Here is a 24,881-nt window from a genome sequence, read left to right on the forward strand (position 1 = left end):
TTCTTCGTGCGGCTCATCCCCTCAGTTTACGAAGCAAGCGATCGATCGTGGCCGCGCTTATCGACAAAACTTTGTGGCGTATGTCGACATCGAGCTTCAGATGTCCGTTGCGTTCAGTGCAGGCAGAAGAATGGGAACCCGTCATTGTGGGTCGCGCTCGATAGCAGCGGGCAAGATTATGCGATCCAGACGGGGCTGCTAGAGTTCTTGCGCCCTTTTTAGCGCGGCCTCCACACCCTCGCGGACAATCCGGTCGAGCCCCGCATCCATCATGCTTTCCAACGCCGCAGTGGTCATGCCTTGGTAGGCCAGGAAGTCGCCGACGATATCCGAAGGACAGCGCCCCTGCGCCTCGACCAGGCGGCCTGTGCCGATCAGCATGGCGTTGACGGCATTCCTGGCGATTTCAGGGGCGATCCCGTTGGCGATGGCGTGCTTGCGCAGCGCATCGGCCAGAAGCGCAAGATAGGCGGGGCCGGTGCCGCTGACGCCTGCAGAATATTCGATCTGGCGCTCGTCAGGCAACTCGTCCTGTGATCCGCAAGTGGCGAAGACGGCGCGCGCGATCGCCCGGTCCGTGTCCGAACAGGCCGGACTGGCGACCCAGGGCGTATAGGAGCGCGCCACCTCTGCGGCCGCATTGGGAAGCGCGCGCACGATCCGGTCCGTACCCAGATCGGCCATCATTCGCGCAATGCTGATGCTGGACATGACCGAGAGGACGAGCTTGCCGGCCGTGTTGATCTTGAGTGCGGAAAAATCCATCGGGCGCACCGAGAGGATCACGACGTCCGAACGATCGACCAGATCCTGATTGTCCCGCACCCAGTTGGCTTCGGTAAACACCCCCTCTCGGGGCGTCCTGGTGGAAAGGTAAAGGCGTTCTGCGGGAACCGCCTTGCCTACCAGAACACATTCGACAATAGCCCGGCCCAACCAACCGCCTGCACCGATCACACCCAGCCTGAAGTCATCCTGGTGCATACGGTGTCCTGCCGTGCTCGAGGGTCAAAATTGGGCTTTGTCGCAACTCTTTGCCAAGCCTTTCGCGGCAAACCATTACCTTAAAGTACCATCGATTTCGTTATGAAAGCCCAACTGCCACGCAGGTTGTAAGTGAGCAACTTCAGTTGAGCCGCCCTGACCTCAACTTTGCGGCAAGGATTTGTCGCAAACTTTGGCAGGTTAGCGACAAAAGGGTATGATCGGCCTAAGGGTTGACGTCCGAGGATGAGCTATGGCCCTGTCATTCAAGGATGCTCATTACCCCGGCGACGTTATCCTGGACGCCGTCTTCTTATATTTGCGTTACAGTGTGACGTACCGCCACCTTGAGGAGATCATGGCAGAGCGCGGGGTCAATCGTGCCACCCTGAACAGATGGGTGGAGCGCTACGGCGGGCAGGTCGCAGAGGATGCACGCCGCCGCAAGCAGCCGGCGGACAGGTCCTGGCGGATGGACGAGACCTACATCAAGGTGAAAGGACAGTGGGTCTATCTCTATCGCGCCGTGGACAAGTTCGGAAAAACCCTGAACTTCATGCTGTCGAAGCGCAGGAACAAGGAAGCACCGGAACAAGCCGGCAGCTATCAGGTTCTTCGCCCGGGCAATGGAGGTCAACGGCCTCCCGCGCAAGATCGTCATCGACAAGAGTGCTGCCAACACCCAAGGTCTCAAAGACATCAATCGGATCCTGAAGCGCTTCGGCTGCCCAATCCCGATCGAAATGGTGCGGGTAAAGTATCTCAACAATCGGGTTGAGCAGGACCATCGCTTCATCAAACGCAGGGCAAGACCCATGCTGGGCTTCAAGAGCTTCACCTCAGCCGCTTCGACCATAGGAGGCATCGAGATCGTGAACATGATCCGCAAGGGTCAGTTCAGGCCCGAACTGCTTCCGTTTCAGCAGTTCTGCCAGCTGGCCCTCTGAAGGGCCTAGACGTTGCGGACCGTACATGTCCTGTCCTGCCGTTTGCGACAGAACCTTTGTGGCCTCTTCGAGAGATTTTGTATGGCAGCGGACATAGCCTTCAGGCGGTGTATCACGCTTGCATCATTTTCGTTGCCCCTACCCTTGTCCTGCCAGGCATGGTCCTGCCGATAGGCGACCCTGCATGCTTCCGCGACCCTACAACGGCCGCAACAGCAACTGCACTCCCGAGGGTTTCGTATCAGGTGCGGCAGACCAACTCCCCTGGCGCGGCAAGTTCGGGCATTCTTCCCAAGCGAATATCTCGCAACCGGATTGGTGGCCTGGACGATGGCCTGGGTGGTGCCTACGTCTAGAGAGGAACTGACGAATGGAGGTCACGACATGGGCGACATCACCGGCCGGATTGAGGCGCTGAACGCGCGTCACGCGATGCTCGAGGATCAGCTTGTGGAGCTTCTGAAGCGTCCCTCGGTCACCACTGCCGAAATTGCGGCCATCAAGAAGGAGAAGCTCGAGATCAAGGACGAGCTTGCCCGGTTGCAGCACGAGAAGGCCGAGGCTTGAGGCCATGCCGGCGCGGCAGCAGTCGGTGCAGCTCCCACAAAAAGGACTCTCGGCACCACCACCCTTTGTCTGTGCAAGCCCCCTGCGGACTGATCCGCAGGGGCCCCCTTACCCAAGCAGCCAGGAGGCCACAACCGCGACAGCGCCGAAAAAGCACTGGATTAACTACCAGATGTCCGTACCGGCCATCATCCGGACAGTATCCTCGTCAGCCAGCTGACAATGCTCGAACGACGTGACGCTTGCGGCGATGCAGAGGCGAATGCCGGGCGAGGTATAGACGTGGGTGCAGACATAGGTGCCCCAGGCGGATGCGGCACCTACCGCCGCGCATCTCGGCCTTGGTGAACTGCAGCGACTCCAGCGGGTCGTATTGCGACGCGACGCCGCCCTTGTTGATCTTGATCTGGCTGGCGCCCTTCATCAGTTGTTCGCGGGTGCGGCGCAAAACCTCGGCGATGCCATCGGCAAGGGCGGACATGTCTTGGCTGCCGGCACAATCGGCCGGCTGTTCTGGAAGCGGAAATCGCCATGCCCCGGCGTCTTGGAAATGATCGCCCCAGCCAGAAAGAGGCGCGGTCCCGTCGCCACCGACCGATCGATCGCGGTCTGAAGACCGAAGGCGGGCCGCCGGGGTCGCGGACGATGGTAAAGCCCCGCATCGGGTTGCCCCAGCCTCCTGCCCCACGATCAGGTGCAAAAGACCCACGTTTGACCCGTCGCGACGACCCGGCTGACCAAGGTCAGGGTTGCGTGCTAGTGGGTGTCGATCAGGCCCGGATCACAGCCTTCCCGCCGCAATCAATGCGCTGCGCATCCGCCGGCCCCTGGCCGGACCGAGCAGTCGCGCAATGCTTTCGTTCTCGACCAGGATCTCGACGCCTTGCAGGGCTGCCGCAATGATAGAAATGCACCTTTACGGTTGCCAGGTCCGGGTTGAAGTAGGCTAGGCCCATAGGGAATGACCGCCACAATCAATGTCTATTGTCAAAATGTGCCGGATCGCGTCGAGGGATCAAGGAGCGATTTCGGCGTGCAAGAAGGATCCGAGGGTACATCGCCGCCCGGAGAGGGTTCAAGCCGGACCGGGGGATCTCGTAATGCAGTTCGGACCACGATGACCTGTGCCAAGTCCATGCGCATCACGATGGACATTCCAGCCTTTGCAGATCAGTTTCTTTCGAAAGACACAAACCATGTCCGTTCGCCGAGCCCCTTGAGGACGCTGCCGGAAATGGTCTGGGACCGGTGAGCCGCAGGGCTGGGAGGCCTGTCTGCGGCTGGACACTGCCTCTTCCTTGCGCCGGGACGATCCCTGCCTTAGGGTCAGCTCTCACAGGCTGCTGCAGCGTTCATGCAGGACGCGCCATGCCGCAAACATGCAGTGGAAAACAGACAGTGGTTCTTCACGCAAAAGCCCCGCATGGGAGCGGGGCTTTTGCTCGCAGGCGAGTGTCGTCAGATGTCGTCGCCCAGCTTGCCCTTGACGGTGCCGGCTACATCCTGCGCGGCGCCCTTGGCCTTCTGCGCCTTGCCTTCGGCCTGCAGGTCCGGGCTGTCGGTCATCTTGCCCATTGCAGTCTTCTCCGCTTTTATGGTCGTCTTGAAAACGCAGGACAAGCACGGATGTTCCGCAAAGGGCGTGATCCTGACGCGCGAAAAGATGCAGAAAAGATTATCGAAAATCGCGCACGAAGCTCAAAGCCTACGTCCTATCTGGCGTCAGACGCCTGGGAGGCAGCGCTCAGTCGGCACCCTGTTCAAGCGGTTCAGGGCGGCGGCCTTCGGGAAGAATCTTCAACAAGTGCTCGCGGACCACCTCGGCAGTGAAGGGCTTGCGGATGAACAGAGCGCCATCCGGCATATCCCCGGGCCTAGGCAGCGTGCCCCCGGAAGCCACCAGGATGCTGATCTCGAGCCAGTCCCGTGCGCAGCGCCGCGCCAGGTCAAACCCGGTCATCTTACCCGGCGGCATGCTCACGTCCGTGAAGAGCAGTTGCACATTCTGGCCGAACTTGCCGAGCAGTTCCACAGCCTGCTCAGCGGTTGCAGCCTCGTAGCAGCGAAAGCCTGCTTCTTTCAGGATCTCGCAGGCGTCCATCCGGATCAGTGCGTCATCGTCTGCTACAAGCGCATAGGGGCTGTGCCGGTCCATGTTATCTTGTCCTTTTCATTCACAAGGCAAAAGGGCCGCAGCCGGGCATGGGTTCCGGTCAGTCACATATTACCTGAAGCGGATCTCGATCCCGGTGACGCCATGCAGACGAAATGCATGCCTTCTATCAGGGTAAAGCGCTTATGCCGAAGGAGGGCGCTGCCGAACGAAGCATTGTCGCCATCGCGGCGCAAGAATGACAAGACCGGTTTGACCGCTTCCGGCAGCAGTAAAGCGGCGGCTGCCGTCAATGGGCTGGAGGGGCCTTCGGACAAGGTCATGGCAACCGTCAGCCGCATCGGCGCAGATGACAGGCATGGCGATGTCGAGGTCCTGGACCAGCAACAGCCAACAACCCGCAGCGTCATGAAGAAATGTGCCAACCGCAGGAATGAGGTGTCCACGATCCGAGTGTCATCAGTTTTCGGTGCCAGAAGAGGACGATCCTGGAAGAAGGCGGAGACAAGGATTCCGCGCACTTGCCGGACCGGGTTTGCAGCCCGCGGTCGGCCCTGAAACCCCCTGAAATGATCGCGATCCGCTTTCTTTACCGTTGCGTTGATTGGTGGCTCGTCACATGAGTGGGGGGGTGACACCGATTTGCGTCTCGCGTAACTGTTCGGAACAAACGAGAAACTTCTGATCCCCGGCTTAAATGAGCAACCCTTCCGAAGACCGCCGCATCGATCTTGAAATTCATCGCGCCAAGGCAAGCTCCGACCCCTTTGCGGGCGCAATGCGCGCCACGCGGATGCCCATGCTCATCACCGATCCCCGGCAGCCCGACAATCCGATCGTCTTTGTCAATGATGCCTTTGCCAGGCTGACCGGCTATACACGCGCAGAAACCCTGGGACGCAACTGCCGCTTTCTTCAGGGACCGGGCACCAATGCCGAGGATATTGACCGGCTGCGTCAAGCCATCGCGGATCGCGTGCCTGTCGAGGTCGAGTTGCTGAACTACAAGAAGGACGGCAGCATCTTCTGGAACAAGGTGCTTGTCTCACCGGTGTTTGACGGTGACGACCTGACTTACTTCTTTGCGTCCCAACTTGATGTCACGCGGGACAGGATCGGCGGCGGGGCACCTGACGGGTCTGGCGAGAGCGAAATGCAGCGCCGCATTGCCGACCTCACCGCTGCCGAGGATCGGCTGCATTTCACGCTAATGGCCGGCGGTCTCGGCACCTGGACCCTGGACGTGCCGAACCAGCGGCTTGTCGTCTCCGCGCTGTGCAAGGCCAACTTCGGACGCGGCCCCAGCGACAAGTTCGGATACCAGGATCTGCAGTCCTCCATCCATTCCGATGATTACGAACGCTGGCAAAGAACGCTCCACGCTGCCTTCGAGGCGGACGGCGAGTTTCACATCGAATACCGGATCAACTTGCCGACGGGCGGTCTGCGGTGGATCGAGATCCGGGCACAAACCCGCTTCGACGATCAGCATCGGCCCCTGACCATGAGCGGAATCTCTCTCGACATTACCGAGCGGAAGGAGGCCGAGGCCTACAGGATCCTGGTGACCCAGGAGATGGGCCATCGGATCAAGAACACCCTGGCGACCGTTCAGTCCATCGTCAGTCAGTCACTGCGGGCAGAACTGCCGTCCAATGAACTGCGAAAGGTTGTCGCCGAACGGATCGCGGCGCTGAGAGGAGCCCATGATATTCTTGCGGATGATGACTGGGACGTGGCGGGTTTGCGGCAAACCGTCGAGCGTGCTTTGCGCCCTTTCAACGCCGAGGGTCGCATCCATTACTTTGGACCCGATATGGAGATCAGGCATGCCGTCAGCAGCACGCTGACGCTGGCGCTTCATGAACTTGCGACGAATGCCGTGAAGTATGGCGCGCTTTCAGGGGACGAAGGACGGGTGCGTGTCGAATGGAGCCTTCAGGAACACGACTTCGTGCTGACATGGGACGAGATCGGTGGACCTCCGGTGACGCCACCCACCCGGACGGGCTTTGGCAGCCGGATGATCGAGGAGGTCCTGTCTGCCACTGTCGAAGGCAGCGCCACCGTAGATTATCGGCAGCAAGGTGTGCATTATGAACTGCGGGCGCCCTTGATGGCTCTGTCAGGCTCTGCACCCGGGCAAGATTCGAGCATCAGCCAGTAAGGACTTGATGCGACCAAGCGGCCGAGCGTTGTTGCAGAACTTGCCTTCCAAGGTGAGTTCCCCTTACCCCGCCACCCGTCATGCCACGCGTCCTATCCCGGCGATGCCGAGTGCGTTGAAGCGGTTTGGGAGCGTGACGCGGGTGTACATCGGCTGTTTGCCGCTCGGGGTCTCGAGAGGCGATTTGCTGGCCGAAGGATTTGAGGCCGTGCATTCTCGCCTCGATCCTGCTTCGCACGTAACAGCCGACCAGAGCTTCCACGTGGCCCGACCGAAGCGATTGCTCGCCCGCAGGATGTCGTTTGGGCGGCGGTGGCGGGGCAGTCTTCATTTCACAGGCGTCCGTTGCTGGGGATCGGGATGATGGCCGTGCCGCCACGATCCAAGATTGCGGTCTGCCTGTCCCTGATGGGCGCCCGCAGCGGCATCCCCTGCGGCGAGGTCGCCGTTTGCGCAACGGCAACGAATGCCGTCCGGCAGGACGGGCAGCGGCCTGCGGCAGATCGCGGGACGCCTGCCCCGCAGGCGGAGCAGGAGGCGGGAATGAAGCGGCGGAACATCAGGTTTCCTTCGTGATCAGGGGTCAGGGGAACGGCGGCGGGATCCAGGTCATGCGGCGCTCAGCTCGACGCCAAGGCGCAGGACCGTCAGGGCTCGCTTGTGCCCGGTTCGCGTCATCCAGGTGACGCTGCTTCCCATGGGCAGGCCCAGAAGCGCGACCCCGACCGGCGTCAGAACGGAAATGACGCCTTTGCTGATATCGGCGTGCTCGGGCCAGGCGAGCGTGACCTCCTGCTCGCGTCCGCTGATATCGTCGCGGTAGGTGAGGGTCGTGCCCACCGTGACCACGTCCGCAGGCATCTGCCTTGCCGACACCGCCTTGGCTGCGGCAAGCTTTGCGAAAAGCGGGTCGGCCACTTCGGGCAGGCGCGCACTGGCAGCCTCGGCCAGGGATTCGAGGCGGCCGACATGATCGGCATCGATGACCGCCCGGAGGCGGCGTGGTGATCGAGACATGGCAGTCTCCTTTGCAACAATGGGTTGGGGTTGAGTTGATCTAGTCGTGAAGCCCCGGGCACAGGTCCGCAGGATCCTGGACGGCCAGAACCTGGACGCTGCCCAGGACATCCTCGCTGTCCAGCAGGGGCATTCCCTGGCCGACAGGAAGTCCGATCAGCGTCACCCCCAGATAGGTGCCGACGGCCAGGCGGCTGCGGTCATGTTCGGGATAGGTCCAGTGATAAAGCGTCCGCGTCTGCGGCCGTCCGGCCTCGATGGCAAAGCTTACCCGGGACTCGCCGGTCACGACGCCCGCGCCGACATCCGAGGTGTTGACGACCTCGGCATCGGCCATCTTTGCGCGGATCAGTTGTGCAAGCCGCAGGAAGGGGTCGGTTCCGATGGCCTGAAAGCGCCGCCTGTGTTCGTTCAACTGCCAATAATCGTATGTCCCCAACCGGGCGCGGATCGGCCGAAGCGTGGAAATATCGCGAAAAGCGGGCAGGTGGTCGTGTTGACGGGCAATGAGCCCTGCTCCGTTCCGGAGCCGGTTTTGAGAGGTGTAACGCATGATGATCCCGATCGGGCAAAGGCCCGGCTGACTGACACGTGGTTGAGGAAATCGCGCCCGGGAAAAGGCGTCAGCAGTTGCCCGCCTCTGCCCGGGGCAGAGACCGCGTCAGCAAAGACCCGGAATAGATCCGGAACCTCGCACTATGGGCAAAGATCATCATGTCCTGGAAGCTAGGCCGTGCAGGCACCTTTTGCAAGCCATGCAAAAAGAACGGCCGGCCCCCAACCGCACCGGGCGGCTGAAGCTCAGCCTGCCTTCTTGCGTGCCTTGGAAGCCGGCTTCGCTTTCCGGGCTGCTCGCTCGGCCGCTTCGCTTTGCAGGCGAAGTGATCTGAGCCGGGCGATCCGGTTGTCCCGCGCAATGGCCTCGGCGTCGATGATCTCACGGGCGGCACGGTCGGTAAGGTCGGCTTTCGTTTCTGTCCGCGTAAGCCGCGACAGCGTGTTTGAAGAACTCATGGAAGAAACTCCTCTCTTGCCAGTCACATCCGGAATGTTTCCACCCGGCGGGAACCTGGTCAGTCCGAAGATCGGACACACAAACCTGCAGGGATTTGCACGCAAGTGGCTGCCAGCATTGCAGCGCGATGACCATCCAACATGAGCATCGCCGCGGCCCGGATCAAGGGGTATAGAACGAAAATTATTTTATTTCAATTTATTACATGCGCTGTCCGCAAGATGGTTTGCCTTGGGCGCGCCGCCATGATCAGGTATGCGTTCAGCCATGAAAGGGCTCATCATGACCGACACGGCAGATAAACGGCAATCCGATCAGGTCGTCTCCGATCGCATCAGGTTCGCCTGCGACTCGCTGGGGATGTCCGATGCCGACGGCCAGGACATGGCGCAGCGGGCAATCGCGATGCGCGTCAAGGCCCACGCCAAGTGAGGCCGAGATGCCCGAGATGACAGACCCGCGCGTCCGTGAAGGCTATGGCACGCTGTTTGAGGCAGTGCTGAAAGCCTGCGGGCAGGCCGGGCTGGATGAAGATACTGCAACAGGCATTGCCGTGAGGACAGTAGAGATCGTGCAGGCCGGGAACATGACTCCTCGGCAAGAGGATCGGCCCGGGTGATGAACCTGCACGAATGACGCGGGATCCGCGTCTGGCGCCCGTTCCGGCGACACGAGGCGCAGGCAAGACACCAGATGTTGAAGTCCAATGCATGAGTGCCCATATATGAGCCATGGCACTTATCTTGCACCATAACCGGCCTCGGCCGGGCTTCAGGGGTCCGCTTCTGAACCGCGGCTGACCCCGCAGGCGATCGATCCGGGATTCGGCGACCGCTGCGGGGCCTGACGGAAATCACCATTCATTCCGGCAACGAGACCCTAGCGGCATCCAGGCGCTGCGGCTGTTTTCGGCGCTTGGACAAACATGGTCGTTATGCCTGGGGACAAAGCTGACCGGTAACGACCCTGACGATGCAGGAGGTCGCAATGTCACATATTCCAGCCACAAGGGACCCATTCGTCGCACAGATGCCGTTCCGCACACCCAGTTTCACCGCAGCCATCGGCCGGCGCGCGAAAGAGGCCCTTCGCCACTGGCAGAGGCACCGGATGATGCGGACCTTATGGGAACTCGACGACCGCACCCTCGACGATATCGGTCTTGCCCGGAGCGAAATCCGGGGGCTTGTCGACGACCTCGTCGGTCCATCGCTCCGACGGGCATCACAAGGGCAAACGGTCCGCAGTTCGGTGCGTCGCGATGATCCCGAAGACCCAAGCCCGACCGGCACAGGCAGGCGCCCACAGATTAACGATGTAAAGAAGAGCAGGTTCGCAGGGGACGTGTATCAATCCTGGAGGGACTTATGAAGGTCTCGCCCATGCTGACCTTCGATCTGGCGTCATTTTGGGAAGACCGGGCGCGGCACAAAAGCCTGGCGCGGTGGGAGGATGACGGCGGACGCGTCCTTGAAAAGCCTGCGACACTCTGGACAGGGCCGTCGCCCGGCGCTGCACCAGGCCGTGCGCAATCAACGACGTCTTGAGCGGCCAAGCCTTGGGCGAGCCAGGAGATTACTTGCTTCCATTGCCATGCGGAGCCATCTCCTCACCATAGTCACGGAGCCGTGGTGGTTTCACTTCGGCGCCTCCTGGAAGATCAACGCGATCTCGTCCTCGCCAAGCAGCCTCCACTGACCGGCAACCAGGCCGTCTGGCAAGGACAAGCCGCCCATTCTTTCGCGGTGGAGCGCCTCGACATGGTTGCCGGTCGCCGCAAACATGCGGCGCACCTGATGATAGCGGCCTTCGGTGATGCTCAGCAGGGCCTCGGTGTCCGAGATCACCTCCAGTTCCGCAGGCGCCAGCGGCTTGTCCTCGCCCTCCAGCACCAGATGGCCCGAGGCAAACAGCTCTCCCTCCGTGCCCTTGAGCGGGCGGGCCAGCCTGGCGCGATAGGTCTTCCTGATGTGGCGCCTGGGACTGATGACCCGGTGCAGCAGGTCGCCGTCATCGGTCAGCAGCAAAAGGCCGGAGGTCTGCTTGTCCAGCCGCCCCACCGTCGAGATGACTGGTTCGCGCCTTCTCCAGCGTTCGGGCAGGATGTCATGGACCAGTGGGCCGTGTTCCTTGTGCGAACAGGTCATCCCCAGAGGCTTGTTCAGAAGGATGACCATGCCTGCAAGGGGATCGAGCGCCGCGCCCCCGATCTTCAGGCGGGACGGCAAGTTCGGCGTAAGGGGAATGCGTTGGGTAACATCCAGAAGATCGGCGCCGTCCAGGGTGATGCCGCCCGCCGTGGCCATTCGCGCGATGTCCTTGCGAGAGCCATAGCCCATGGAGGCGAGAAGCTTGTCGACGCGGGAGGTGGGGATCCTGGCCATTCGCCTCACGTCCTCAGCCAGTCGGGGGCGAAGCGGACCTCTGTCACCTCGGCCAGCGTCAGGACGCGCTGCAGTTCGGCCAAAAGGCCTGTTTGCCGGGCACAACCCATTCCGGCCCCTGCCTCTGGCCAGAAGGCCCGCACCGTCAGCATTCCCGCATCCCGCTTTGCGTCAAGCCGCCCGATGAGCCGGTCGCCCTGCATGACCGGGAACACGTAATAGCCATGGCGGCGCTGCTGTGCGGGCACGAAGATCTCGATCCGGTAGTGAAAGCCGAACAACCGCTCGGCCCGCGCCCGATCGCGCAAGGCCGGATCGAAGGGCGACAACAGGCGCACCCGCTGTGACGGCGATGGCAATGCTGACAGCGTATCCAGAATTGCAACCGTCGAGAAGCTGCGCCGCCGGGCTCCGTCGGCCGTCTCGACATCCACTTCGACAATCCGGTTCGCAGCCACCGCCTCGGCGCACCACCGCTTCGCCTCGTCGCGGGTCGCGATCTCGAAGAAGGCGGCCAGTTCACCGCTGGTGGCAAAGCCAAGCCGGTCCAGGGCCGCCGACAATGCCCAGTCGATGACCTGTGATGGGTCGAGGCGGATATCGCGGTACTTGGCCGGGATCACCCGCTCGGACAGGTCATAAACCTTGCGAAATCCGACACGATGGCTGATCGCCAGACGCCCGGATCGCCAGAGATATTCAAGCGCGGTCTTGGACGGGTGCCAGTCCCACCACCCGGCCCCGCCCCGACCCTTGTCCGGTCCGACGTCCCGGGTGCTTGCAGGACCATGATCGGCAATCCGTTTCAGGACAGTGTCGATCTCCCGGTTCCAGCCCTCGCCGCGCCAGGCAGGCCAGCGTTGCCGCATCCTGGCCTCGTCGCGGGCGAACTTCAGCCGCCACATCGGATAGAACTGCATCGGCACAATGGCGGCGTCATGGGTCCAGTGCTCGAATGCGGCACGGTGGCGGGCAATAAGCCGGTCAAGCGCAGGGGGGCGGTACCGGCCCCGTCGCGACCACAGGATCAGGTCATGCGCCCGCGCCAGGGTGTTGACGCTGTCCACCTGCACAAAGCCCAGATCGGTCAGCACGCTGAGCAGATCGGCACCCATTGCCAAACCCGCCTGCGGCCGCAGCAGCAGGTGCCGATCCAGAAACAACCGGCGTGCAACGGCATTTGTCAGCAGGGGTGGGTTCATGCGGCAACCTTAGCCGCATGGCCAAGAACTGCAACTGAGGGACAGGGGACCGTCGACCGCCGTGTGCGGGCAGAGCAACTGGTCCTGACCCTGCTTCTTACAAAGTGCCTAGGAAGAGAACTCATTCAGGTCCAAGCAATCACGATGGAAACGAGCGCCAGGCTGGCCCGGTAGTTACGGGGAAGGCGGTCGTATCGGGTCGCGATACGGCGCCAGTTCTTGAGCCTTCCCCTATTCGCCCGATGACGTTGCGCCGGTTGTATGCTCTTTGATCGAGAGTGAAGGGAAAGGTGCGCAGGGCCAGGGAGGGGATCACCGCCCTGATGCGCCGGTGCTTGAGCCAGTGACGCAGGCTCATGGCAGCGCAAGCTTTGTCGTTTTGGGGCGGGAAAGCCCCTTTGGAAGCGGAATTGTCAAATGAATGTCCGGGTGTCAGGGCAAAGGCGGCCGGTCGGCCTGTGACGCATCGGCCAGTGAATGGACCTCGCGGCTCGTGTCACCGCGCGGGATCCCGATCGCTTGCGGCCAGGCTCTCCTTTTGTGTTCCGAGCCGACCAGTGGGCTTTCACGTGGGTGCTGTCGAGACAGAGTTCCTCTGGAACCGGCACCCGCCCTGCGGCTGGCACGCCCTCGAACATACGTTGCCAGATCCCCGATGCGACCAGCGGGTGAGGCATTTGTGAAGGGTGGTGGGTGGTCCATAAGCAGCCGGCACATCGCGCCAGCGGCACCCGGTCTTCAGAACAGGGAGAATGCCCGAGATCACCCGACGGTCGTCCACCCTGGGCTTCCCCGGCAACCCCCGCGGCAGATGCGGCTCGATGGACAACCAGGCTGCGTCTGAAAGCCAGAACGGATGCGCCATGACACGCTCCCCTCGCCGAAGCCGGCCGGAGAGAAGATTGCCGCAGAATTACAAAAATATGGATGAGTGCCCTACCTTAGACCATGCTCAGTCGGCGCGATTGGTGGCATTTGCGTGCAGATAGAGCGGATTTGATCTGTCCAGATGCGCGGCCATTGCCGCCACCGCGCCATCGGCGTCACGCGCGGCGATCAGATCCACGATGTCGTCATGTTCGTGCAGCGTGACTTTTTCCCTGCCGGACCAGTGCAGAAGGACGCCGTGATACTGGAACAGCCAACGCAACATGGATTGGCTGGTCGCAACCAGGATCGGGTTGGCCGAGATCTGGGCGATGCGGCTGTGAAAGGTCATGTCGGCAGTCACGAAAGCCTCGGCATCGCCGACACGGGCGCGCTGTTCGCCCACCAGTTCGCGCAGGTCGCGCACGTCCCCGGCGGTGGCATTTTCGGCCGCCACGCGAACCAGGCCGCATTCGAACATGCGCCGCGCTTGCTTCAGATGCTCGAGCTGTTCGGGTTCCGACGACAACAACATCCGCGCCACGTCATCGACACGGGCCAGCACGCTGCCTGCCGACAGCTCGTTCACGCGGCTGCGTTCGCCATGGCTGATGGTGATCAGGCCCATGGTGTGCATATGCTGCAACGCTTCTCGAACGGCGGGGCGGCCCACGCCAAAGCGTTCCATCAGGTCGCGTTCCGACGGCACCGCCGCCCCGGGGGGCAATTCGCCGCTGGCCATCATGTCGCGCAGCCGGTCAAAGACCTGATCGGACAGCTTGCGGCGGGTGATCCGGTCGGGACTGGCAAGCTGGTCGTGTTTCATCCTGTGGCCCCCTTGCTGCGGTCTTGCGTCACGACTTAGGCGAAGGCGGGCGGCTTTGCCAGCCGAAGGGATCGGGACCATCGGGGGTCAGGTTGGCGGTCAGCGTGGCATCGTCGAAGGTGATTACTGCCTGCCCATCGGCCACCGTGGCACGACGTACCGGATTGCCTGCCTGCGCCGCAAGCGCCTGAACTACTGCCGCCAGGGGGCGCAGGCTGCCATCGTTGCGGATCAGCCCGCGAGGGCCATAAAGTGCAGCGGGCGTCCAGACCGTCACGCCTGCAGGCGCGATGGTGGCCGCAAGCCCCAGGGTCCAGGCGGCCGCGAAGGCGCCGTCCTGCCGGGGATCGTCGTCCGTCATGCAGACCCGGTCGCGGTCCGGGTTCGGGATCGTGCGGCTGCCATAGGGATTCTGGCGCATGGCAATAGTGGACGGTCCCAGCCGGTAATCCCGGTCGCCGATGATCGCGCGGGCCGACACGAGGATATGCGGCACGGCCTGCAAGGTTTCCATCACCGACAGGTCGTCGGCTGCATGGACGATGGGGCAAAGCCCGTGCGTGACAAAGTCCCAGGCATCGTCGGGCGGGCGCTTGCGGTTGAGTTCGGGAAAGAAGCTTGCCATGCCGCCACCCAGGACCATGCCGGGGAAAGCTGCCCGGGCGGCGGCGTGGATCGCCGTCAGCGGCGCGCAGGGGGGCCAGTCGGACCCCGGCGGGGTGGATTGCCGGTCCACCGCCGGGCAGGTCATGATGGATGCGGGGCGGAACCCCGACGCGGCCAGGTCGGCGGCATGGCCTGCAAATTCCGCAGCCAAGCTGCCCTGGGCCGGGCAGGCGGCGATCAGTTCCAGGTCATAGGCCAGATCGGGCAAGGCGGCTTGCAGGACCGCGAAATCGCGCAACTCTGCCACACCATGCCCGGCGGCGATGTCCAGGTGGCACAGGACGCGTTGCGCCCCGATGCACCTCAGGTCGTCGGAATTGGCCGCCGCGCGGCGGGCATCGGCGGCTGTCAGGACAAGCGCGGTTTCGGGAAAGCGCGGGTCCGGCACCTGCGCGCGGATTGGCGGCACCGGGGCCGCTGCGGGGGCTGGGGACCATGTGATCCGCACCGTTTGGCGCACTTCCTCGCCGTCGCTGATGACATAGGGCCAGGGGCGGGCCAGCGGGCGGTTGTAGGTCTTGAAGGACGCGTCGCCCCATTGGCGCTGATCCTCCATCTCGAACACGTCGCCGTCCAGGCGGCACTCGATGCGCAGGCCCCCCGCCTGATGGGTCAGCGAGGTGATCTCCTTGAAAGGCTGCCAAGGTTCGATCAGGGCGGGAAAATGCGCCTCCTCGACTCCCTCGGGGTGCCCGACCAGGACCGGGGCGCCGGCCACGCCCTCGATCGGGTGCAGCACGGTGAAGCCTGCGCGGTTGGTTTCCACAGTGCCATGGGCCACCGCCACGACCTCGGCTGTCAGGCTGGCCGGTGTCAGGGTCAGCGCGACCTGCGCCGTCAGACTGCCCCCGCCCAAGTCATAGCGCGCGGCATAGGTGACGCGCCCCTCCTTGACCGTCAGGTCGGTGATATGCGGCTCGACCGTTCCCCAATCCCGGTCGCGGACCAGAAAGGACACCGCCCGGATCGCCTCGACCCCGCCCATGCGCAGGTGGCGCAACTGTCCGGTGTCCAGCGTCACCTGCGCATCGCCTGCCCGCAAGACTTGGGACAGGCGCGGCGGCTTGTCGGTGCCATAAAGCGCGATCAGGTCCATTCGGGCGCCCGCAAGTCGATGCGCGAACGGTCGGCGGCGGACCGATAGGCCGCCTCGACCAGGGCCAGCGTCTTGAGGTTGTCATGGCCCGAGGTTTCGGGCTGCACGCCGTGGCGCAGGCAGTTCACGAAATGGGCCTGGATGATCTGCACGCTTTCCTGGATGTTGTGCCAGGGCCGTTCCGCCCAGGGCAGCACCGGGGGGGCCACGTCGCGGACCGTCTGACCATCCGCCTGGATCACCAGCCGGTATCCTGCGTCCAGACGCAAGGTGCCCTTGTCGCCGTCGATCTCCAGCAGCGTTTCCGGGAAGGTCTCGGGCACGCGTTTCGTCGCATAGGAACAATCGACCACGCTTGTCACGCCGTTCTCATGGTCCAGCAGCATGGTCGCCACATCCTCGCCCCGTATATTCGGATTGATGCGCCGCGTGGTGGCCGACAGCGTCGCCACGTCGCCAAACAGCGCGCGGGCCACGTCAAGGATATGGATCCCCAGATCCTGGATGATGAAGCGCGGATCGGTGGCAAGGTATGGCTGGCCGGAGAATACGTCATATCCCGACCGGAAGCTGACGCGCCCGAAGAAGGGCGTGCCGATGGCCCCTTCGCGCACCGCCTGAATGGCTGCGCGGATTGCGGATTGCCAGCGAAAATTCTCGTGCATCATCAGGGTCTTGCCCGCCGCATCGACAGCGGCGACCATGGCGCGCGCATCCTCCATGGTTTCGGCAAAGGGCTTCTGGCAGATGACATGGACACCGGCCTGTGCGGCAAGTTCGACCAGGGCGCGATGGGAAGGGACGGTGGTGGCAATATCCACAAAGTCCAGATCTTCGGTCGCCAGCATCTCGGCCGCGTCGGCATAGGGGCGGGCGCGGAAGCGGGCGGCCGTCTCCTCGCGCCGCGCGGCGTCCCGGTCGCAGACGGCCACGATCTCCACGCCCCGGATTCCTGCCCAGCCGTGCATCTGGTTCTGGGCGAAGAACCCGCAGCCGATCAAGGCACCCTTCATCCTATTTCCCCGCCTCGGCCTGCAACGCGACGCGCGCCTGAAGTTTCTGTTGCGCCTGATCGACCACAACGGCGGCGATGATCACAAGACCCTTGATGACCGTCTGCCAGAAGGACGACACGCCCATCATCACCAAGCCGTCGGACAGCACGCCGATCACGAAGGCGCCGATGATGGTCCCGCCGATCCGCCCGCGCCCGCCCGACATCGACGTGCCGCCAAGGACGGCCGCCGCGATGGCATTCAATTCGAACGACTGGCCCGTCGCGGGATGCGCGGCCACCAGCTGGGACGAGATGATCAGCCCAACCAGGGCCGCGCACAACCCGCTGAACATATAGACGAAGAACTTGATCCGGTTGACCTTGACCCCCGACAGTGCCGCGCCGCGTTCGTTGCCACCCACGGCATAGATGTAGCGCCCCAGTGGCGTGCGCCGCGCGATATAGGCCGCGATCAGCGCCACCGCGACCAGCATCCAGATGGATATCGGCAGGCCCAGCACATTGCCCGCCCCGATCTGGCGGAAGGTGTGAGAGCCGTATTCCGCATTGCCGTTCAGGTTCGGAAAGGTCCGTCCGTCTGAAAACAGCATCGCCGCGCCCCTGCAGACGTAAAGCGTGCCAAGGGTGGCGATGAAGGGCGCGACGTTCAGCTTGGTGATCAGGAAGGCGTTGACGGCCCCGATCAGCACGCCCACCAGCATCACGATCAGGCAGATCTCGACGGTGTTGAACTGGATCGACCAGCCAAGGCCGGGATCGATGCCGTAAAGCACCAGCCAGCCCGCGACCATGCCGCAAAGCCCCACGATGGAGCCCACCGACAGGTCGATCCCGCCCGAGATGATCACGAAGGTCATGCCGATCGCCAGAAAGGCGTTCAGCGCGACGTGCTTGGACATGATCACCATGTTCGCGGTGGACAGGAAATTCGGCGCGGCAAAGGCGAAGAAGGCGAAGACCAGGATCAGGGCGATGAAGGTCCGGGCCTTCAGCAGCACCAGCAGCAGGTTGGCGGATCCAGTCTGCGGCGCGGCATTGGTGGCGGCATGGCTCATGCGGCAGGTTCCTGAATGGGGGTGGGGGCGTGGCCCTTGGCGGAGGCGGCGATGACAAGGGTCTCGGTCGCGTCCCTGCGGTCAACTTCGCCGGTGACGCGGCCGTTCGACATGACCACGATGCGGTCGGACAGCGCCATCAGTTCCTCCATGTCCGAGGTGACGAAGACGATGCCCAGGCCGTCTGCGGCCAGCTTGCGCATGGTGCGGAACACCTCGGCCTTGGCGCCGATGTCGATGCCTCGGGACGGTTCGTCCATCAGAAGAACCTTGGGCTTCGTCATCAGCGCCTTGCCGATCACGACCTTCTGCTGGTTCCCGCCCGACAGGCTGGAAACCGGATTTTCCATCGACGCGATCTTGACCGTCAGCCGCTTGACGAAGTCGCGCACCGTGCCGCGTTCGGCGCCCAGGTTCATGTGAAAGCCGGTGGTGAAGCTGGCCAGACTGGACAGGGTCATGTTCTCGCGGATCGAGAGAATCTGAACCAACCCGTCGTTCTTGCGATCCTCGGGGATCAGGGCGATGCCCGACCGGATGCGGCCAGCGACGGTTTTCGTCTTCAACTGCTTGCCATCGACGAAGATGCGCCCGCCTGCATGGGGGTGACGGCCGATGACGCATTCCAGGAACTCGCTGCGGCCCGCGCCCATCAGGCCATAGACGCCCAGGATCTCGCCTGCGCGCAGGGACAGGCTGACGCGATCGACGGCCATGCCGCCGCCGGGGCGGGGCAGGGTCACATCTTCGGCCCGGAAGACCTCTGGGCCGTAGGGATGGTCGATGCCCTTGGCGAAGTCCTTGGACGCTTCGCCGATCATGGCGCGGACGATCCAGTCCACGTCGACGCCTTCCATCGACCGCGCGCCGGTAATCGCGCCGTCTCGCAGCACGGTGATATAGTCCCCGATGCGGATCAGTTCTTCCAGGCGATGCGAGATATAGACGATGCCAACCCCCTGCCGCTTGAGATCGGCAATGACGCGGAACAGGATCTCGACCTCGGCGGAGGAGAGCGCGGATGTGGGTTCGTCCAAGATCAGGATGCGTGCATCCTGCGCCAGGCTTTTCGCAATCTCGATGATCTGCTGCTGGCCGACGCGCAGGTCGCCCACCAGGGCGTCGGGGTCGATGTCATGTTCCAGCCGCCGCATCAACTGGCGCGTGGCCTTGCGTTGCGCGGCGGTGTCGATGTCGATGCGGCCGCGGGTGATCTCGCGGTTGATGAAGATGTTCTCGGCGACCGTCATGTTCGGGAACAGGTTCAATTCCTGGAACACGATGCCGATGCCATGGCGGCGGGCATCGTCGGTGCCGTTGAAATGGACCGGCTGGCCGTCCATCAGAACCTGACCCTCGGTCAGTTGCTCGACCCCGGCGATGACCTTCATCATGGTGGACTTGCCCGCGCCGTTTTCGCCCACCAGCACGTTGACGGCGCCCATGCGCAGGTCGAAATCCACCCCTTTCAGCGCGCGGGTGCCGGGATAGATCTTGGTGCCGCCCCGGATCTGCAAGCCGATGGGGTGCGTCATGGCGCGATCTCCAGAAGGGTCGGCACAACCAGGATCGGGTCGGTGGCGGTCCGCAGGGTGGTCGCGCCTTCAAAGCGGACGGTCTTGCCGGTCAGGTCGCCCTCGGGCAGCCGGATCGCCCCATGCGCGCGGTCGTTCAGCGCGCGGGCGAGTTTCGCGAATTCGATCTGATCGCGGTAATCGGTGAAGACGATGAAGTCCGCCGCATCGCGCAGCGCGGTGCCCTTGATCACCGGGCCAAGCTGGATCGTCATGTCGGGCTGATTGTCGCCTGTCACGTCCAGCGTCAGGGTGGCCGCGCGGGATTCGCGCCTGGCCTCGATAACGGTGCCTTGGCCCTTGACCAGGAAGTTCCAGGGGCTGCCCTCGGCCTGGGGCCGCACGCCATGCGCCTGACCTGCCGCATCAAGCCCGCCTTGCAGGGCGGCGGTCAGCGTGGACAGGTCAATGGCCTTCTGGCCGACATATGGGACTAGCTGGGCGTCATAGATCTCGCCCGCCTTGGCAGCCATGCGGTCCTCGTCCGTCTGGGAGGCCGCGGTTTCGCTGCCCGGTTCGGGATTGGGAACGATCTTGCAGGCGCCAAGCGCCGTCAGGCCCAGGGACAGGCCAAGGATCGCGGTCATCGCGCGCATCATGCGGGACTCCGAGGGGGTGGGGAGGTGGCCCGGCACCGGTGCCGGGCCGAGACCGGCCGAGACCGGATCATTCGGCGAGCGCGAAGGTTTCCAGCTTGCCGGCATTGTCGGCATTGATCAGGATACAGTCCATCAACTGCTTTTCATCGACCCCGGTGGACCCGGTCTTGAGGTACTGATCCGCCTGTTCCACGGCCAACTGTGCCTGACGATAGGCCGGCTGCAGCACCGTCGCCTTGATGCCGCCCGCCTTGATGCTGTCGCGCACGTCGTTCGACCCGTCGAAGCCCACCACGATCACGTCGGTCCGGCCCGCCGCTTCCAGCGCCGCCCAGGCACCCATGGCCATCGTGTCGTTGCCCGAGATCACGCCCTTTATGTCCGGGTTGGCCTGCAACATCGTTTCCATCACCGTATAGGCTTCGGTCTGCGACCAGTTGGCAGTCTGCTGGGCGACCATCTCCATGTCGGGATACTGGTCGATGATGTCGTGATAGCCGGACGACCGGATGCCCGCGTTGGTGTCAGCCTCGCGGCCCAGAAGCTCGGCGTATTTGCCGGTCTCGCCCATCAGGCGAACGAACTCCTCGGCCCCCAGTTGGGCGCCCTGATAGTTGTTGGACACGATCTGGCTGACGGCAATGCCCGATTCCTTGATTTCGCGGTCGATTAGGAAGGACGGAATCCCTGCATCCTTGGCGGCCTGCACGGCGGCGACGGTGGCGTCGGCCCCGGCATTGTCCAGGACGATCGCCTTGGCACCCTGGGCAATCGCGGTGTTGAACAGTTCCAGTTGCTTGTTGGGATCGTCATCGTGGACCATGATCACGGTGTCATAGCCCAGCTCCTTGGCCCTGGCCTCGGCGCCCACGGCCTCGGCCTTGAAGAAGGGGTTGTCATGGCTGGGGGTGATGATTGCGATCAGCCCCTCGGCCGCCGCGAAGGACGGCATGGCGGTGGCCATGGCAAGGCCAAAGGCCGAGATCATCAGCCGGCGGGTCAGTTTCATGGTTTTTCCTCCCTTGGGGTCAGCCGGACTGCTGCCGGTTCCTCTCTGACCGTTTCAAGCTGCTGGCAAATCGTGAGCCTGTCAACAGGTATGATGACATGACCAATTGTCATCGTCAGGTGATCCGCTTGATGCTGGCGGCAACTTCGTCCCATTCCAGAACCTTCTTCCAGTCGTCGCGCATCAGCATGGGGATGCCGAACTCGATGGCCTTGTTGCAGGCGTCCGAAAACTGGCCTTGCCGTTCCTCGAAGATCACCGCGCCCAGGATGTTCATGTGTCCCAGCAGGAAGTCTCGCGCGCAGTCCTTGCTGACGCCGCTGCGGGCCACGACTTCGTCCATGGCCTCGCGCATGACCATCAGAAGCGAGGCCACGACCGTTTCCGACAGGCCCGGCTCCAGCATGGCCATCTGCTTGACCGTCACCTCGTGGCTGCGGACGACAGGGGCATAGATGGCACGGGCGATGCGGTCACCCAGTTCGTAATGCTCGCGCGGGCCTTGCATCAGGGCGTTGACCACGCCCTGCTTGGCCGCAACGCCGCCGAAGTGGTCGGCACGGCCTTCCGGCGTATGCTCGTCGTTGAAGATTGGCGGGTGGCAGGGGTGAGTCACGAAATAGGTAATGTCGGCGCGTTCCGGCAGGTGGCCCGCGAAAGGTGCTGCGGCGTCCAGGATCACGATCATCGTACCGGGCGCGACCTGCGGCACCACGGATGCGGCGACCTTGCGGATCACGGTGTCGGGAACGGCCAGGATCACCACCTGGGCCCCGGCCAGGGCGGCATCGGCATCGACGGTATCGAAGCCCAGTTCAGACTTCAGCCGATCACGGCCAGCACTGCTGACCTCGACATGGGCCACGTCGAAATCGGTCTTGGCAAGGTTCGTCGACAGGCGCACACCCATCTTGCCACCCGCCCCGAACAGGGCAACTTTCGTCATCTCGATGTCCTCCTCGCAAGGAACCGATCCTTGCCAAACTGGTATGATCAGATAATAACACCGGAATGCTGTCAAGAGGAGGATGCGATGGCTGACGCGCCCTGGGTCGCATGGCTGGGTGACGACTTTACCGGATCGGCGGCGGTGATGGAGGTGCTGCAGTTCGCGGGACTGCCCTCGGTCCTGTTCACCGACATTCCCTCGTCCGACCTGGCGGCGCGCTTCGCAGGCTGCCGCGGCGTGGGGATCGCCACGACCGCGCGCAGCCATGATCCGGCCTGGATGGCGCGGAACCTGCCCGCGCTGTTCGGCTGGCTGGACGCGTTTCGGGCGCCGATCCTGCATTACAAGATCTGCTCGACCTTCGATTCCTCGCCCGTGTCGGGGTCCATCGGTGCCGCCATCGAGATCGGCTTGCAGGTGCGTCACGCAAAGGCCGTGCCGCTGCTGACCGCCGCCCCGCAGATGCGGCGCTATCAGGCCTTCGGGCATCTGTTCGCGGGCACGCTGGACGGCGTGTTCCGGCTGGACCGCCACCCGGTCATGTCACGCCATCCGGTGACGCCCATGGCCGAAGCCGACCTGCTGCGGCATCTGGCGGCGCAGACGGATCTGTCCTCGGCCCTGATCGACCTGGAAGGCTTGGCCGATCCGCAGGCTTTGCAGGACGCATTGGCATCGGGCGCGCGCATCCTGTCCATCGACAGCATGGAACCTGCCAGCGAAACCGCCGCAGGCCGGCTGATCTGGGAAAACCGCGCCGACTTGGGTTTTGTCGCGGGCAGCCAGGGCGTCGAATATGCGTTGGTCAGGCATTGGCAGGACAGCGGCATGATCCCCCGCGTCGATCCGCCCGGCGCGGCATCGCGCGCGGACCGGATCATGGCGGTGTCAGGCTCGGTCTCGCCCACCACGGCGCGGCAACTGGACTGGGCCGGGCGGAACGGCTTTGCGCTGCTGCCCTTCGATGCACGGGCAGTCACCGGCAGCGATGCCGGCCAGACGGCCGAGGAAACGCGCCTGATCCAGGCCGCCATTGCAGCCGCAGCGACGGGGCAAAGCCCTCTGGTCCACTCCGCCGCTGGCGAAGGCCAGCAGGTCAAAGCCTTCCGCGCGGCCCTTGCCCGCAGCGGCATGGAAGCCAGCGCGGCCAACCGCCGCATCGGGGAATCGCTGGGCCGCATTCTGGACGCCACGCTGCGCGCCACGGGGATGCGGCGGGCGGTGATCTCGGGCGGGGATACCTCTGGGCATGGGATGCGCCAGCTGGGGTTGTCCGCGCTTGTTGCCCGTGCCCCGACCATTCCCGGCGCGGCACTGTGCCAAGCCTTCGGCAGCGGCCCGCATGACGGCTTGGAAATCGCGCTGAAAGGGGGCCAGATGGGGTCCGAGGATTATTTCGGCTGGATCCGCGACGGCGGCGGCGAAAGGAAAGCAGCATGACCGACCGGATCCGCGTCACCTATCGCATCGAAACGCCCGGCAGCATCGAGGCGATGGCGCAGAAGATCGCCGCCGACCAGTCCACCGGCACCTTCACCGAACTGCCCGGCGAAACCGAGGCGCTGAAGGCCCGCTATGCCGCCCGCGTCGAAACCATCGTGCCGCTGCCCGATGCGGACCGCCCCGGTTTCCCGACCGATGCGCCCGGACCCTTCCACCGCGCCGATGTCACCATTGCCTGGCCGCTAGACGCCATCGGCACCGATATCGCCGCGCTGATGACCATCGCCGTGGGCGGCGTCTATGCCATCCGCGGGCTGACCGGCGTGCGGGTCATGGATTTCGACCTGCCGCCCGACTTCGCCTGCCATCCCGGCCCGCAATTCGGCATTGCCGGTTCCCGCCGCCTGATGGGCGTGCCGGAAGGGCCGATGATCGCCTCGATCATCAAGCCCTCGCTGGGGCTGTCGCCCGAGGATACGGCGCAGCTTGTCCAGACCCTCTGCGAGGCGGGCGTCGATTTCATCAAGGACGACGAAAAGCTGATGTCGCCAAAATATTCGCCCCTGACCGCACGGGTCGATGCGATCATGTCGGTGATCGAACGCCATGCCGACCGGACCGGAAAGCGGGTGATGTATGCCTTCGGCATCTCCTCGGCCGATCCTGACCGGATGATGCGCGACCATGACCATGTCGCAGCCCGAGGCGGCAATGCGGCGGTGGTCAACATCAACTCCATCGGGCATGGCGGCATGGCGTTTTTGCGCAAGCGGTCGGCCTTGTGCCTGCACGCGCACCGGAACGGATGGGACATCCTGGCCCGCCACCCGGCCTTGGGGATGGAATTTCGCGCCTATCAGAAAATATGGCGCCTGCTGGGCGTTGATCAGTTCCAGATCAACGGGATACAGGCGAAATACTGGGAGCCGGACGACAGCTTCATAAGATCCTTCCACGACGTGATGACGCCGATGTTTTCCGATGCCGACCGACCGCTGCCGGTCGTTTGCTCTGGACAATGGGGCGGGCAGGCGGCCGAAACCTATCAGCGCACGGGCCAGACGCTGGACCTGATGTATCTGGGAGGAGGCGGCATCCACGGTCATCCCAACGGCGCCGCAGCAGGAGTGCGGGCGATCCGCCGGGCCTGGCAGGCGGCGGCCGACGGCGAGAGCCTTCGACAAGCCGCCGTGGATCACCCGGACCTTGCGGCGTCGCTGGCGAAATGGGGAAATGACCTGCCAGGATAGCAGTCGGACGTCTTTCGCAATCAGTTGGCGTGACGCCGATGCCGTAGCCGACATGGAGAAGCGGCTGCTCAAGGCCGGCCCCGTGACGATGAGATCTTTGAACGGACGGACCTTTCAGGTTTGGCGAAGCTGA

The 24,881-nt window shown here is 63.6% G+C and carries 27 protein-coding genes and 2 pseudogenes; 10 read left to right on the plus strand and 19 right to left on the minus strand.

Going from position 1 to position 24,881, the window contains the following annotated elements:
• Positions 1-198: 198 nt before the first annotated feature.
• Positions 199-984 carry a pyrroline-5-carboxylate reductase family protein gene (locus tag Q5701_RS16745; protein ID WP_306752125.1) on the minus strand — a complete coding sequence of 262 codons (786 nt, stop codon included), beginning with the start codon at positions 982-984 and terminating at the stop codon, positions 199-201.
• A gap of 253 nt (positions 985-1,237) precedes the next feature.
• Between Q5701_RS16745 and Q5701_RS16750 the strand changes: the two are divergent.
• Both Q5701_RS16750 and Q5701_RS16755 read left to right on the plus strand, forming a co-directional pair.
• Positions 1,238-1,931 (plus strand): annotated as a pseudogene (locus tag Q5701_RS16750) (IS6 family transposase).
• A gap of 384 nt (positions 1,932-2,315) precedes the next feature.
• Entirely contained in the window at positions 2,316-2,498 is a 183-nt protein-coding gene (locus Q5701_RS16755) for a YdcH family protein (RefSeq protein WP_306752126.1), read from the plus strand.
• Positions 2,499-2,706: 208 nt separating this feature from the next.
• Here Q5701_RS16755 and Q5701_RS16760 read toward each other — a convergent pair whose 3' ends face one another.
• Positions 2,707-2,979, minus strand: coding sequence for a hypothetical protein (locus Q5701_RS16760; RefSeq protein ID WP_306752127.1), 273 nt, complete (start codon positions 2,977-2,979; stop codon positions 2,707-2,709).
• Between the two features lie 480 nt (positions 2,980-3,459).
• Between Q5701_RS16760 and Q5701_RS16765 the strand changes: the two genes are divergently transcribed.
• Entirely contained in the window at positions 3,460-3,750 is a 291-nt protein-coding gene (locus Q5701_RS16765; protein ID WP_306752128.1) for a hypothetical protein, read from the plus strand.
• 206 nt (positions 3,751-3,956) lie between these two features.
• Here the strand turns inward: Q5701_RS16765 and Q5701_RS23145 are convergent, their stop codons facing one another.
• Complete coding sequence (locus Q5701_RS23145; protein ID WP_507185101.1) at positions 3,957-4,073, minus strand: CsbD family protein; 117 nt, start codon at positions 4,071-4,073, stop codon at positions 3,957-3,959.
• 169 nt (positions 4,074-4,242) lie between these two features.
• Positions 4,243-4,653, minus strand: a complete 411-nt coding sequence (locus tag Q5701_RS16770) for a response regulator (protein ID WP_306752129.1) — start codon at positions 4,651-4,653, stop codon at positions 4,243-4,245.
• Positions 4,654-4,770: 117 nt separating this feature from the next.
• On the opposite strand from Q5701_RS16770, the gene Q5701_RS22930 reads away from it, so the two are divergent.
• Positions 4,771-5,169, plus strand: a complete 399-nt coding sequence (locus tag Q5701_RS22930; protein WP_373568563.1) for a BLUF domain-containing protein — start codon at positions 4,771-4,773, stop codon at positions 5,167-5,169.
• Between the two features lie 139 nt (positions 5,170-5,308).
• Positions 5,309-6,778 carry a PAS domain-containing protein gene (locus tag Q5701_RS16780; RefSeq protein WP_306752131.1) on the plus strand — a complete coding sequence of 490 codons (1,470 nt, stop codon included), beginning with the start codon at positions 5,309-5,311 and terminating at the stop codon, positions 6,776-6,778.
• A 78-nt stretch (positions 6,779-6,856) separates the two neighbouring features.
• Here the strand turns inward: Q5701_RS16780 and Q5701_RS16785 are convergent.
• The 4 genes and pseudogenes from Q5701_RS16785 to Q5701_RS16800 all read right to left on the minus strand — a co-directional run.
• Positions 6,857-7,173 (minus strand): annotated as a pseudogene (locus tag Q5701_RS16785) (IS5/IS1182 family transposase); the annotation flags it as partial.
• Positions 7,174-7,387: 214 nt separating this feature from the next.
• Positions 7,388-7,795, minus strand: a complete 408-nt coding sequence (gene rnk, locus Q5701_RS16790; protein WP_306752132.1) for a nucleoside diphosphate kinase regulator — start codon at positions 7,793-7,795, stop codon at positions 7,388-7,390.
• Positions 7,796-7,835: 40 nt separating this feature from the next.
• The gene (locus tag Q5701_RS16795; protein ID WP_306752133.1) at positions 7,836-8,348 is read right to left on the minus strand and encodes a GreA/GreB family elongation factor; all 513 of its coding nucleotides are present in this window, start codon (positions 8,346-8,348) and stop codon (positions 7,836-7,838) included.
• A gap of 248 nt (positions 8,349-8,596) precedes the next feature.
• On the minus strand, positions 8,597-8,809 hold the full coding sequence (locus tag Q5701_RS16800; protein WP_306752134.1) for a hypothetical protein: 213 nt from the start codon (positions 8,807-8,809) through the stop codon (positions 8,597-8,599).
• Positions 8,810-9,092: 283 nt separating this feature from the next.
• On the opposite strand from Q5701_RS16800, the gene Q5701_RS16805 reads away from it, so the two are divergent.
• The 3 genes from Q5701_RS16805 to Q5701_RS22935 all read left to right on the plus strand — a co-directional run bounded on the left by Q5701_RS16805 (position 9,093) and on the right by Q5701_RS22935 (position 10,181).
• The gene (locus Q5701_RS16805; RefSeq protein ID WP_306752135.1) at positions 9,093-9,242 is read left to right on the plus strand and encodes a hypothetical protein; all 150 of its coding nucleotides are present in this window, start codon (positions 9,093-9,095) and stop codon (positions 9,240-9,242) included.
• Between the two features lie 7 nt (positions 9,243-9,249).
• Positions 9,250-9,429: a hypothetical protein gene (locus tag Q5701_RS16810; protein ID WP_306752136.1), complete on the plus strand. Its 180-nt coding sequence runs from the start codon at positions 9,250-9,252 to the stop codon at positions 9,427-9,429.
• A 410-nt stretch (positions 9,430-9,839) separates the two neighbouring features.
• Positions 9,840-10,181, plus strand: a complete 342-nt coding sequence (locus tag Q5701_RS22935; protein WP_373568564.1) for a DUF1127 domain-containing protein — start codon at positions 9,840-9,842, stop codon at positions 10,179-10,181.
• A gap of 266 nt (positions 10,182-10,447) precedes the next feature.
• On the opposite strand, the gene Q5701_RS16815 is transcribed toward Q5701_RS22935, so the two are convergent.
• The 11 genes from Q5701_RS16815 to Q5701_RS16860 form a co-directional block, all read right to left on the minus strand.
• Positions 10,448-11,194: a pseudouridine synthase gene (locus Q5701_RS16815; protein WP_306752137.1), complete on the minus strand. Its 747-nt coding sequence runs from the start codon at positions 11,192-11,194 to the stop codon at positions 10,448-10,450.
• A gap of 5 nt (positions 11,195-11,199) precedes the next feature.
• Positions 11,200-12,396, minus strand: a complete 1,197-nt coding sequence (locus tag Q5701_RS16820) for a winged helix-turn-helix domain-containing protein (protein WP_306752138.1) — start codon at positions 12,394-12,396, stop codon at positions 11,200-11,202.
• Positions 12,397-12,961: 565 nt separating this feature from the next.
• Positions 12,962-13,261 carry a transposase gene (locus Q5701_RS22940; protein WP_373568565.1) on the minus strand — a complete coding sequence of 100 codons (300 nt, stop codon included), beginning with the start codon at positions 13,259-13,261 and terminating at the stop codon, positions 12,962-12,964.
• Between the two features lie 87 nt (positions 13,262-13,348).
• Positions 13,349-14,089 carry a transcriptional regulator NanR gene (nanR, locus tag Q5701_RS16825; RefSeq protein WP_306752139.1) on the minus strand — a complete coding sequence of 247 codons (741 nt, stop codon included), beginning with the start codon at positions 14,087-14,089 and terminating at the stop codon, positions 13,349-13,351.
• A gap of 28 nt (positions 14,090-14,117) precedes the next feature.
• Positions 14,118-15,851: a D-apionate lactonase family protein gene (locus tag Q5701_RS16830; protein ID WP_306752140.1), complete on the minus strand. Its 1,734-nt coding sequence runs from the start codon at positions 15,849-15,851 to the stop codon at positions 14,118-14,120.
• A complete protein-coding gene (locus Q5701_RS16835) occupies positions 15,842-16,864 on the minus strand; it encodes a Gfo/Idh/MocA family protein (RefSeq protein WP_306752141.1) in 1,023 nt (340 codons plus the stop codon). The genes Q5701_RS16830 and Q5701_RS16835 overlap by 10 nt, the downstream gene beginning before the upstream one ends.
• 1 nt (position 16,865) lies before the next feature.
• Positions 16,866-17,924 (minus strand): ABC transporter permease, encoded by a 1,059-nt coding sequence (locus tag Q5701_RS16840; protein WP_306752142.1) that lies wholly within the window; start codon positions 17,922-17,924, stop codon positions 16,866-16,868.
• Positions 17,921-19,459 (minus strand): sugar ABC transporter ATP-binding protein, encoded by a 1,539-nt coding sequence (locus Q5701_RS16845; RefSeq protein WP_306752143.1) that lies wholly within the window; start codon positions 19,457-19,459, stop codon positions 17,921-17,923. Before Q5701_RS16845 ends, Q5701_RS16840 begins: the two co-directional genes overlap by 4 nt.
• The gene (locus Q5701_RS16850) at positions 19,456-20,085 is read right to left on the minus strand and encodes a DUF2291 family protein (protein WP_306752144.1); all 630 of its coding nucleotides are present in this window, start codon (positions 20,083-20,085) and stop codon (positions 19,456-19,458) included. Before Q5701_RS16850 ends, Q5701_RS16845 begins: the two co-directional genes overlap by 4 nt.
• A gap of 79 nt (positions 20,086-20,164) precedes the next feature.
• On the minus strand, positions 20,165-21,106 hold the full coding sequence (locus tag Q5701_RS16855; protein ID WP_306752145.1) for a D-ribose ABC transporter substrate-binding protein: 942 nt from the start codon (positions 21,104-21,106) through the stop codon (positions 20,165-20,167).
• A gap of 115 nt (positions 21,107-21,221) precedes the next feature.
• The gene (locus tag Q5701_RS16860; RefSeq protein ID WP_306752146.1) at positions 21,222-22,052 is read right to left on the minus strand and encodes a phosphogluconate dehydrogenase C-terminal domain-containing protein; all 831 of its coding nucleotides are present in this window, start codon (positions 22,050-22,052) and stop codon (positions 21,222-21,224) included.
• An 87-nt stretch (positions 22,053-22,139) separates the two neighbouring features.
• Here Q5701_RS16860 and Q5701_RS16865 point away from each other — a divergent pair, with 87 nt between their 5' ends.
• Both Q5701_RS16865 and oiaX read left to right on the plus strand, forming a co-directional pair.
• A complete protein-coding gene (locus Q5701_RS16865; RefSeq protein ID WP_306752147.1) occupies positions 22,140-23,495 on the plus strand; it encodes a four-carbon acid sugar kinase family protein in 1,356 nt (451 codons plus the stop codon).
• Complete coding sequence (gene oiaX, locus Q5701_RS16870) at positions 23,492-24,748, plus strand: 3-oxo-isoapionate-4-phosphate decarboxylase OiaX (RefSeq protein ID WP_306752148.1); 1,257 nt, start codon at positions 23,492-23,494, stop codon at positions 24,746-24,748. The genes Q5701_RS16865 and oiaX overlap by 4 nt, the downstream gene beginning before the upstream one ends.
• Positions 24,749-24,881 lie beyond the last annotated feature (133 nt).

The sequence above is a fragment of the Paracoccus actinidiae genome, from assembly GCF_030863885.1.
Lineage (GTDB): Bacteria > Pseudomonadota > Alphaproteobacteria > Rhodobacterales > Rhodobacteraceae > Paracoccus > Paracoccus everestensis.

Coding starts and splice junctions, on each gene's coding strand:
- Q5701_RS16795 (WP_306752133.1), bottom strand. CDS start 8,348: ATGCGTTACACCTCTCAAAACCGGCTCCGGAACGGAGCAGGGCTCATT.
- Q5701_RS16770 (WP_306752129.1), bottom strand. CDS start 4,653: ATGGACCGGCACAGCCCCTATGCGCTTGTAGCAGACGATGACGCACTG.
- Q5701_RS16855 (WP_306752145.1), bottom strand. CDS start 21,106: ATGAAACTGACCCGCCGGCTGATGATCTCGGCCTTTGGCCTTGCCATG.
- Q5701_RS16780 (WP_306752131.1), top strand. CDS start 5,309: ATGAGCAACCCTTCCGAAGACCGCCGCATCGATCTTGAAATTCATCGC.
- Q5701_RS16840 (WP_306752142.1), bottom strand. CDS start 17,924: ATGAGCCATGCCGCCACCAATGCCGCGCCGCAGACTGGATCCGCCAAC.
- Q5701_RS16745 (WP_306752125.1), bottom strand. CDS start 984: ATGCACCAGGATGACTTCAGGCTGGGTGTGATCGGTGCAGGCGGTTGG.
- Q5701_RS16810 (WP_306752136.1), top strand. CDS start 9,250: ATGCCCGAGATGACAGACCCGCGCGTCCGTGAAGGCTATGGCACGCTG.
- oiaX (WP_306752148.1), top strand. CDS start 23,492: ATGACCGACCGGATCCGCGTCACCTATCGCATCGAAACGCCCGGCAGC.
- Q5701_RS16865 (WP_306752147.1), top strand. CDS start 22,140: ATGGCTGACGCGCCCTGGGTCGCATGGCTGGGTGACGACTTTACCGGA.
- Q5701_RS16760 (WP_306752127.1), bottom strand. CDS start 2,979: ATGTCCGCCCTTGCCGATGGCATCGCCGAGGTTTTGCGCCGCACCCGC.
- Q5701_RS16815 (WP_306752137.1), bottom strand. CDS start 11,194: ATGGCCAGGATCCCCACCTCCCGCGTCGACAAGCTTCTCGCCTCCATG.
- Q5701_RS16800 (WP_306752134.1), bottom strand. CDS start 8,809: ATGAGTTCTTCAAACACGCTGTCGCGGCTTACGCGGACAGAAACGAAA.
- Q5701_RS16755 (WP_306752126.1), top strand. CDS start 2,316: ATGGGCGACATCACCGGCCGGATTGAGGCGCTGAACGCGCGTCACGCG.
- Q5701_RS16820 (WP_306752138.1), bottom strand. CDS start 12,396: ATGAACCCACCCCTGCTGACAAATGCCGTTGCACGCCGGTTGTTTCTG.
- Q5701_RS16860 (WP_306752146.1), bottom strand. CDS start 22,052: ATGACGAAAGTTGCCCTGTTCGGGGCGGGTGGCAAGATGGGTGTGCGC.
- Q5701_RS22930 (WP_373568563.1), top strand. CDS start 4,771: ATGCCTTCTATCAGGGTAAAGCGCTTATGCCGAAGGAGGGCGCTGCCG.
- Q5701_RS23145 (WP_507185101.1), bottom strand. CDS start 4,073: ATGGGCAAGATGACCGACAGCCCGGACCTGCAGGCCGAAGGCAAGGCG.
- Q5701_RS16805 (WP_306752135.1), top strand. CDS start 9,093: ATGACCGACACGGCAGATAAACGGCAATCCGATCAGGTCGTCTCCGAT.
- Q5701_RS16830 (WP_306752140.1), bottom strand. CDS start 15,851: ATGGACCTGATCGCGCTTTATGGCACCGACAAGCCGCCGCGCCTGTCC.
- Q5701_RS22935 (WP_373568564.1), top strand. CDS start 9,840: ATGCCGTTCCGCACACCCAGTTTCACCGCAGCCATCGGCCGGCGCGCG.
- Q5701_RS22940 (WP_373568565.1), bottom strand. CDS start 13,261: ATGGCGCATCCGTTCTGGCTTTCAGACGCAGCCTGGTTGTCCATCGAG.
- rnk (WP_306752132.1), bottom strand. CDS start 7,795: ATGTCTCGATCACCACGCCGCCTCCGGGCGGTCATCGATGCCGATCAT.
- nanR (WP_306752139.1), bottom strand. CDS start 14,089: ATGAAACACGACCAGCTTGCCAGTCCCGACCGGATCACCCGCCGCAAG.
- Q5701_RS16835 (WP_306752141.1), bottom strand. CDS start 16,864: ATGAAGGGTGCCTTGATCGGCTGCGGGTTCTTCGCCCAGAACCAGATG.
- Q5701_RS16765 (WP_306752128.1), top strand. CDS start 3,460: ATGACCGCCACAATCAATGTCTATTGTCAAAATGTGCCGGATCGCGTC.
- Q5701_RS16845 (WP_306752143.1), bottom strand. CDS start 19,459: ATGACGCACCCCATCGGCTTGCAGATCCGGGGCGGCACCAAGATCTAT.
- Q5701_RS16850 (WP_306752144.1), bottom strand. CDS start 20,085: ATGACCGCGATCCTTGGCCTGTCCCTGGGCCTGACGGCGCTTGGCGCC.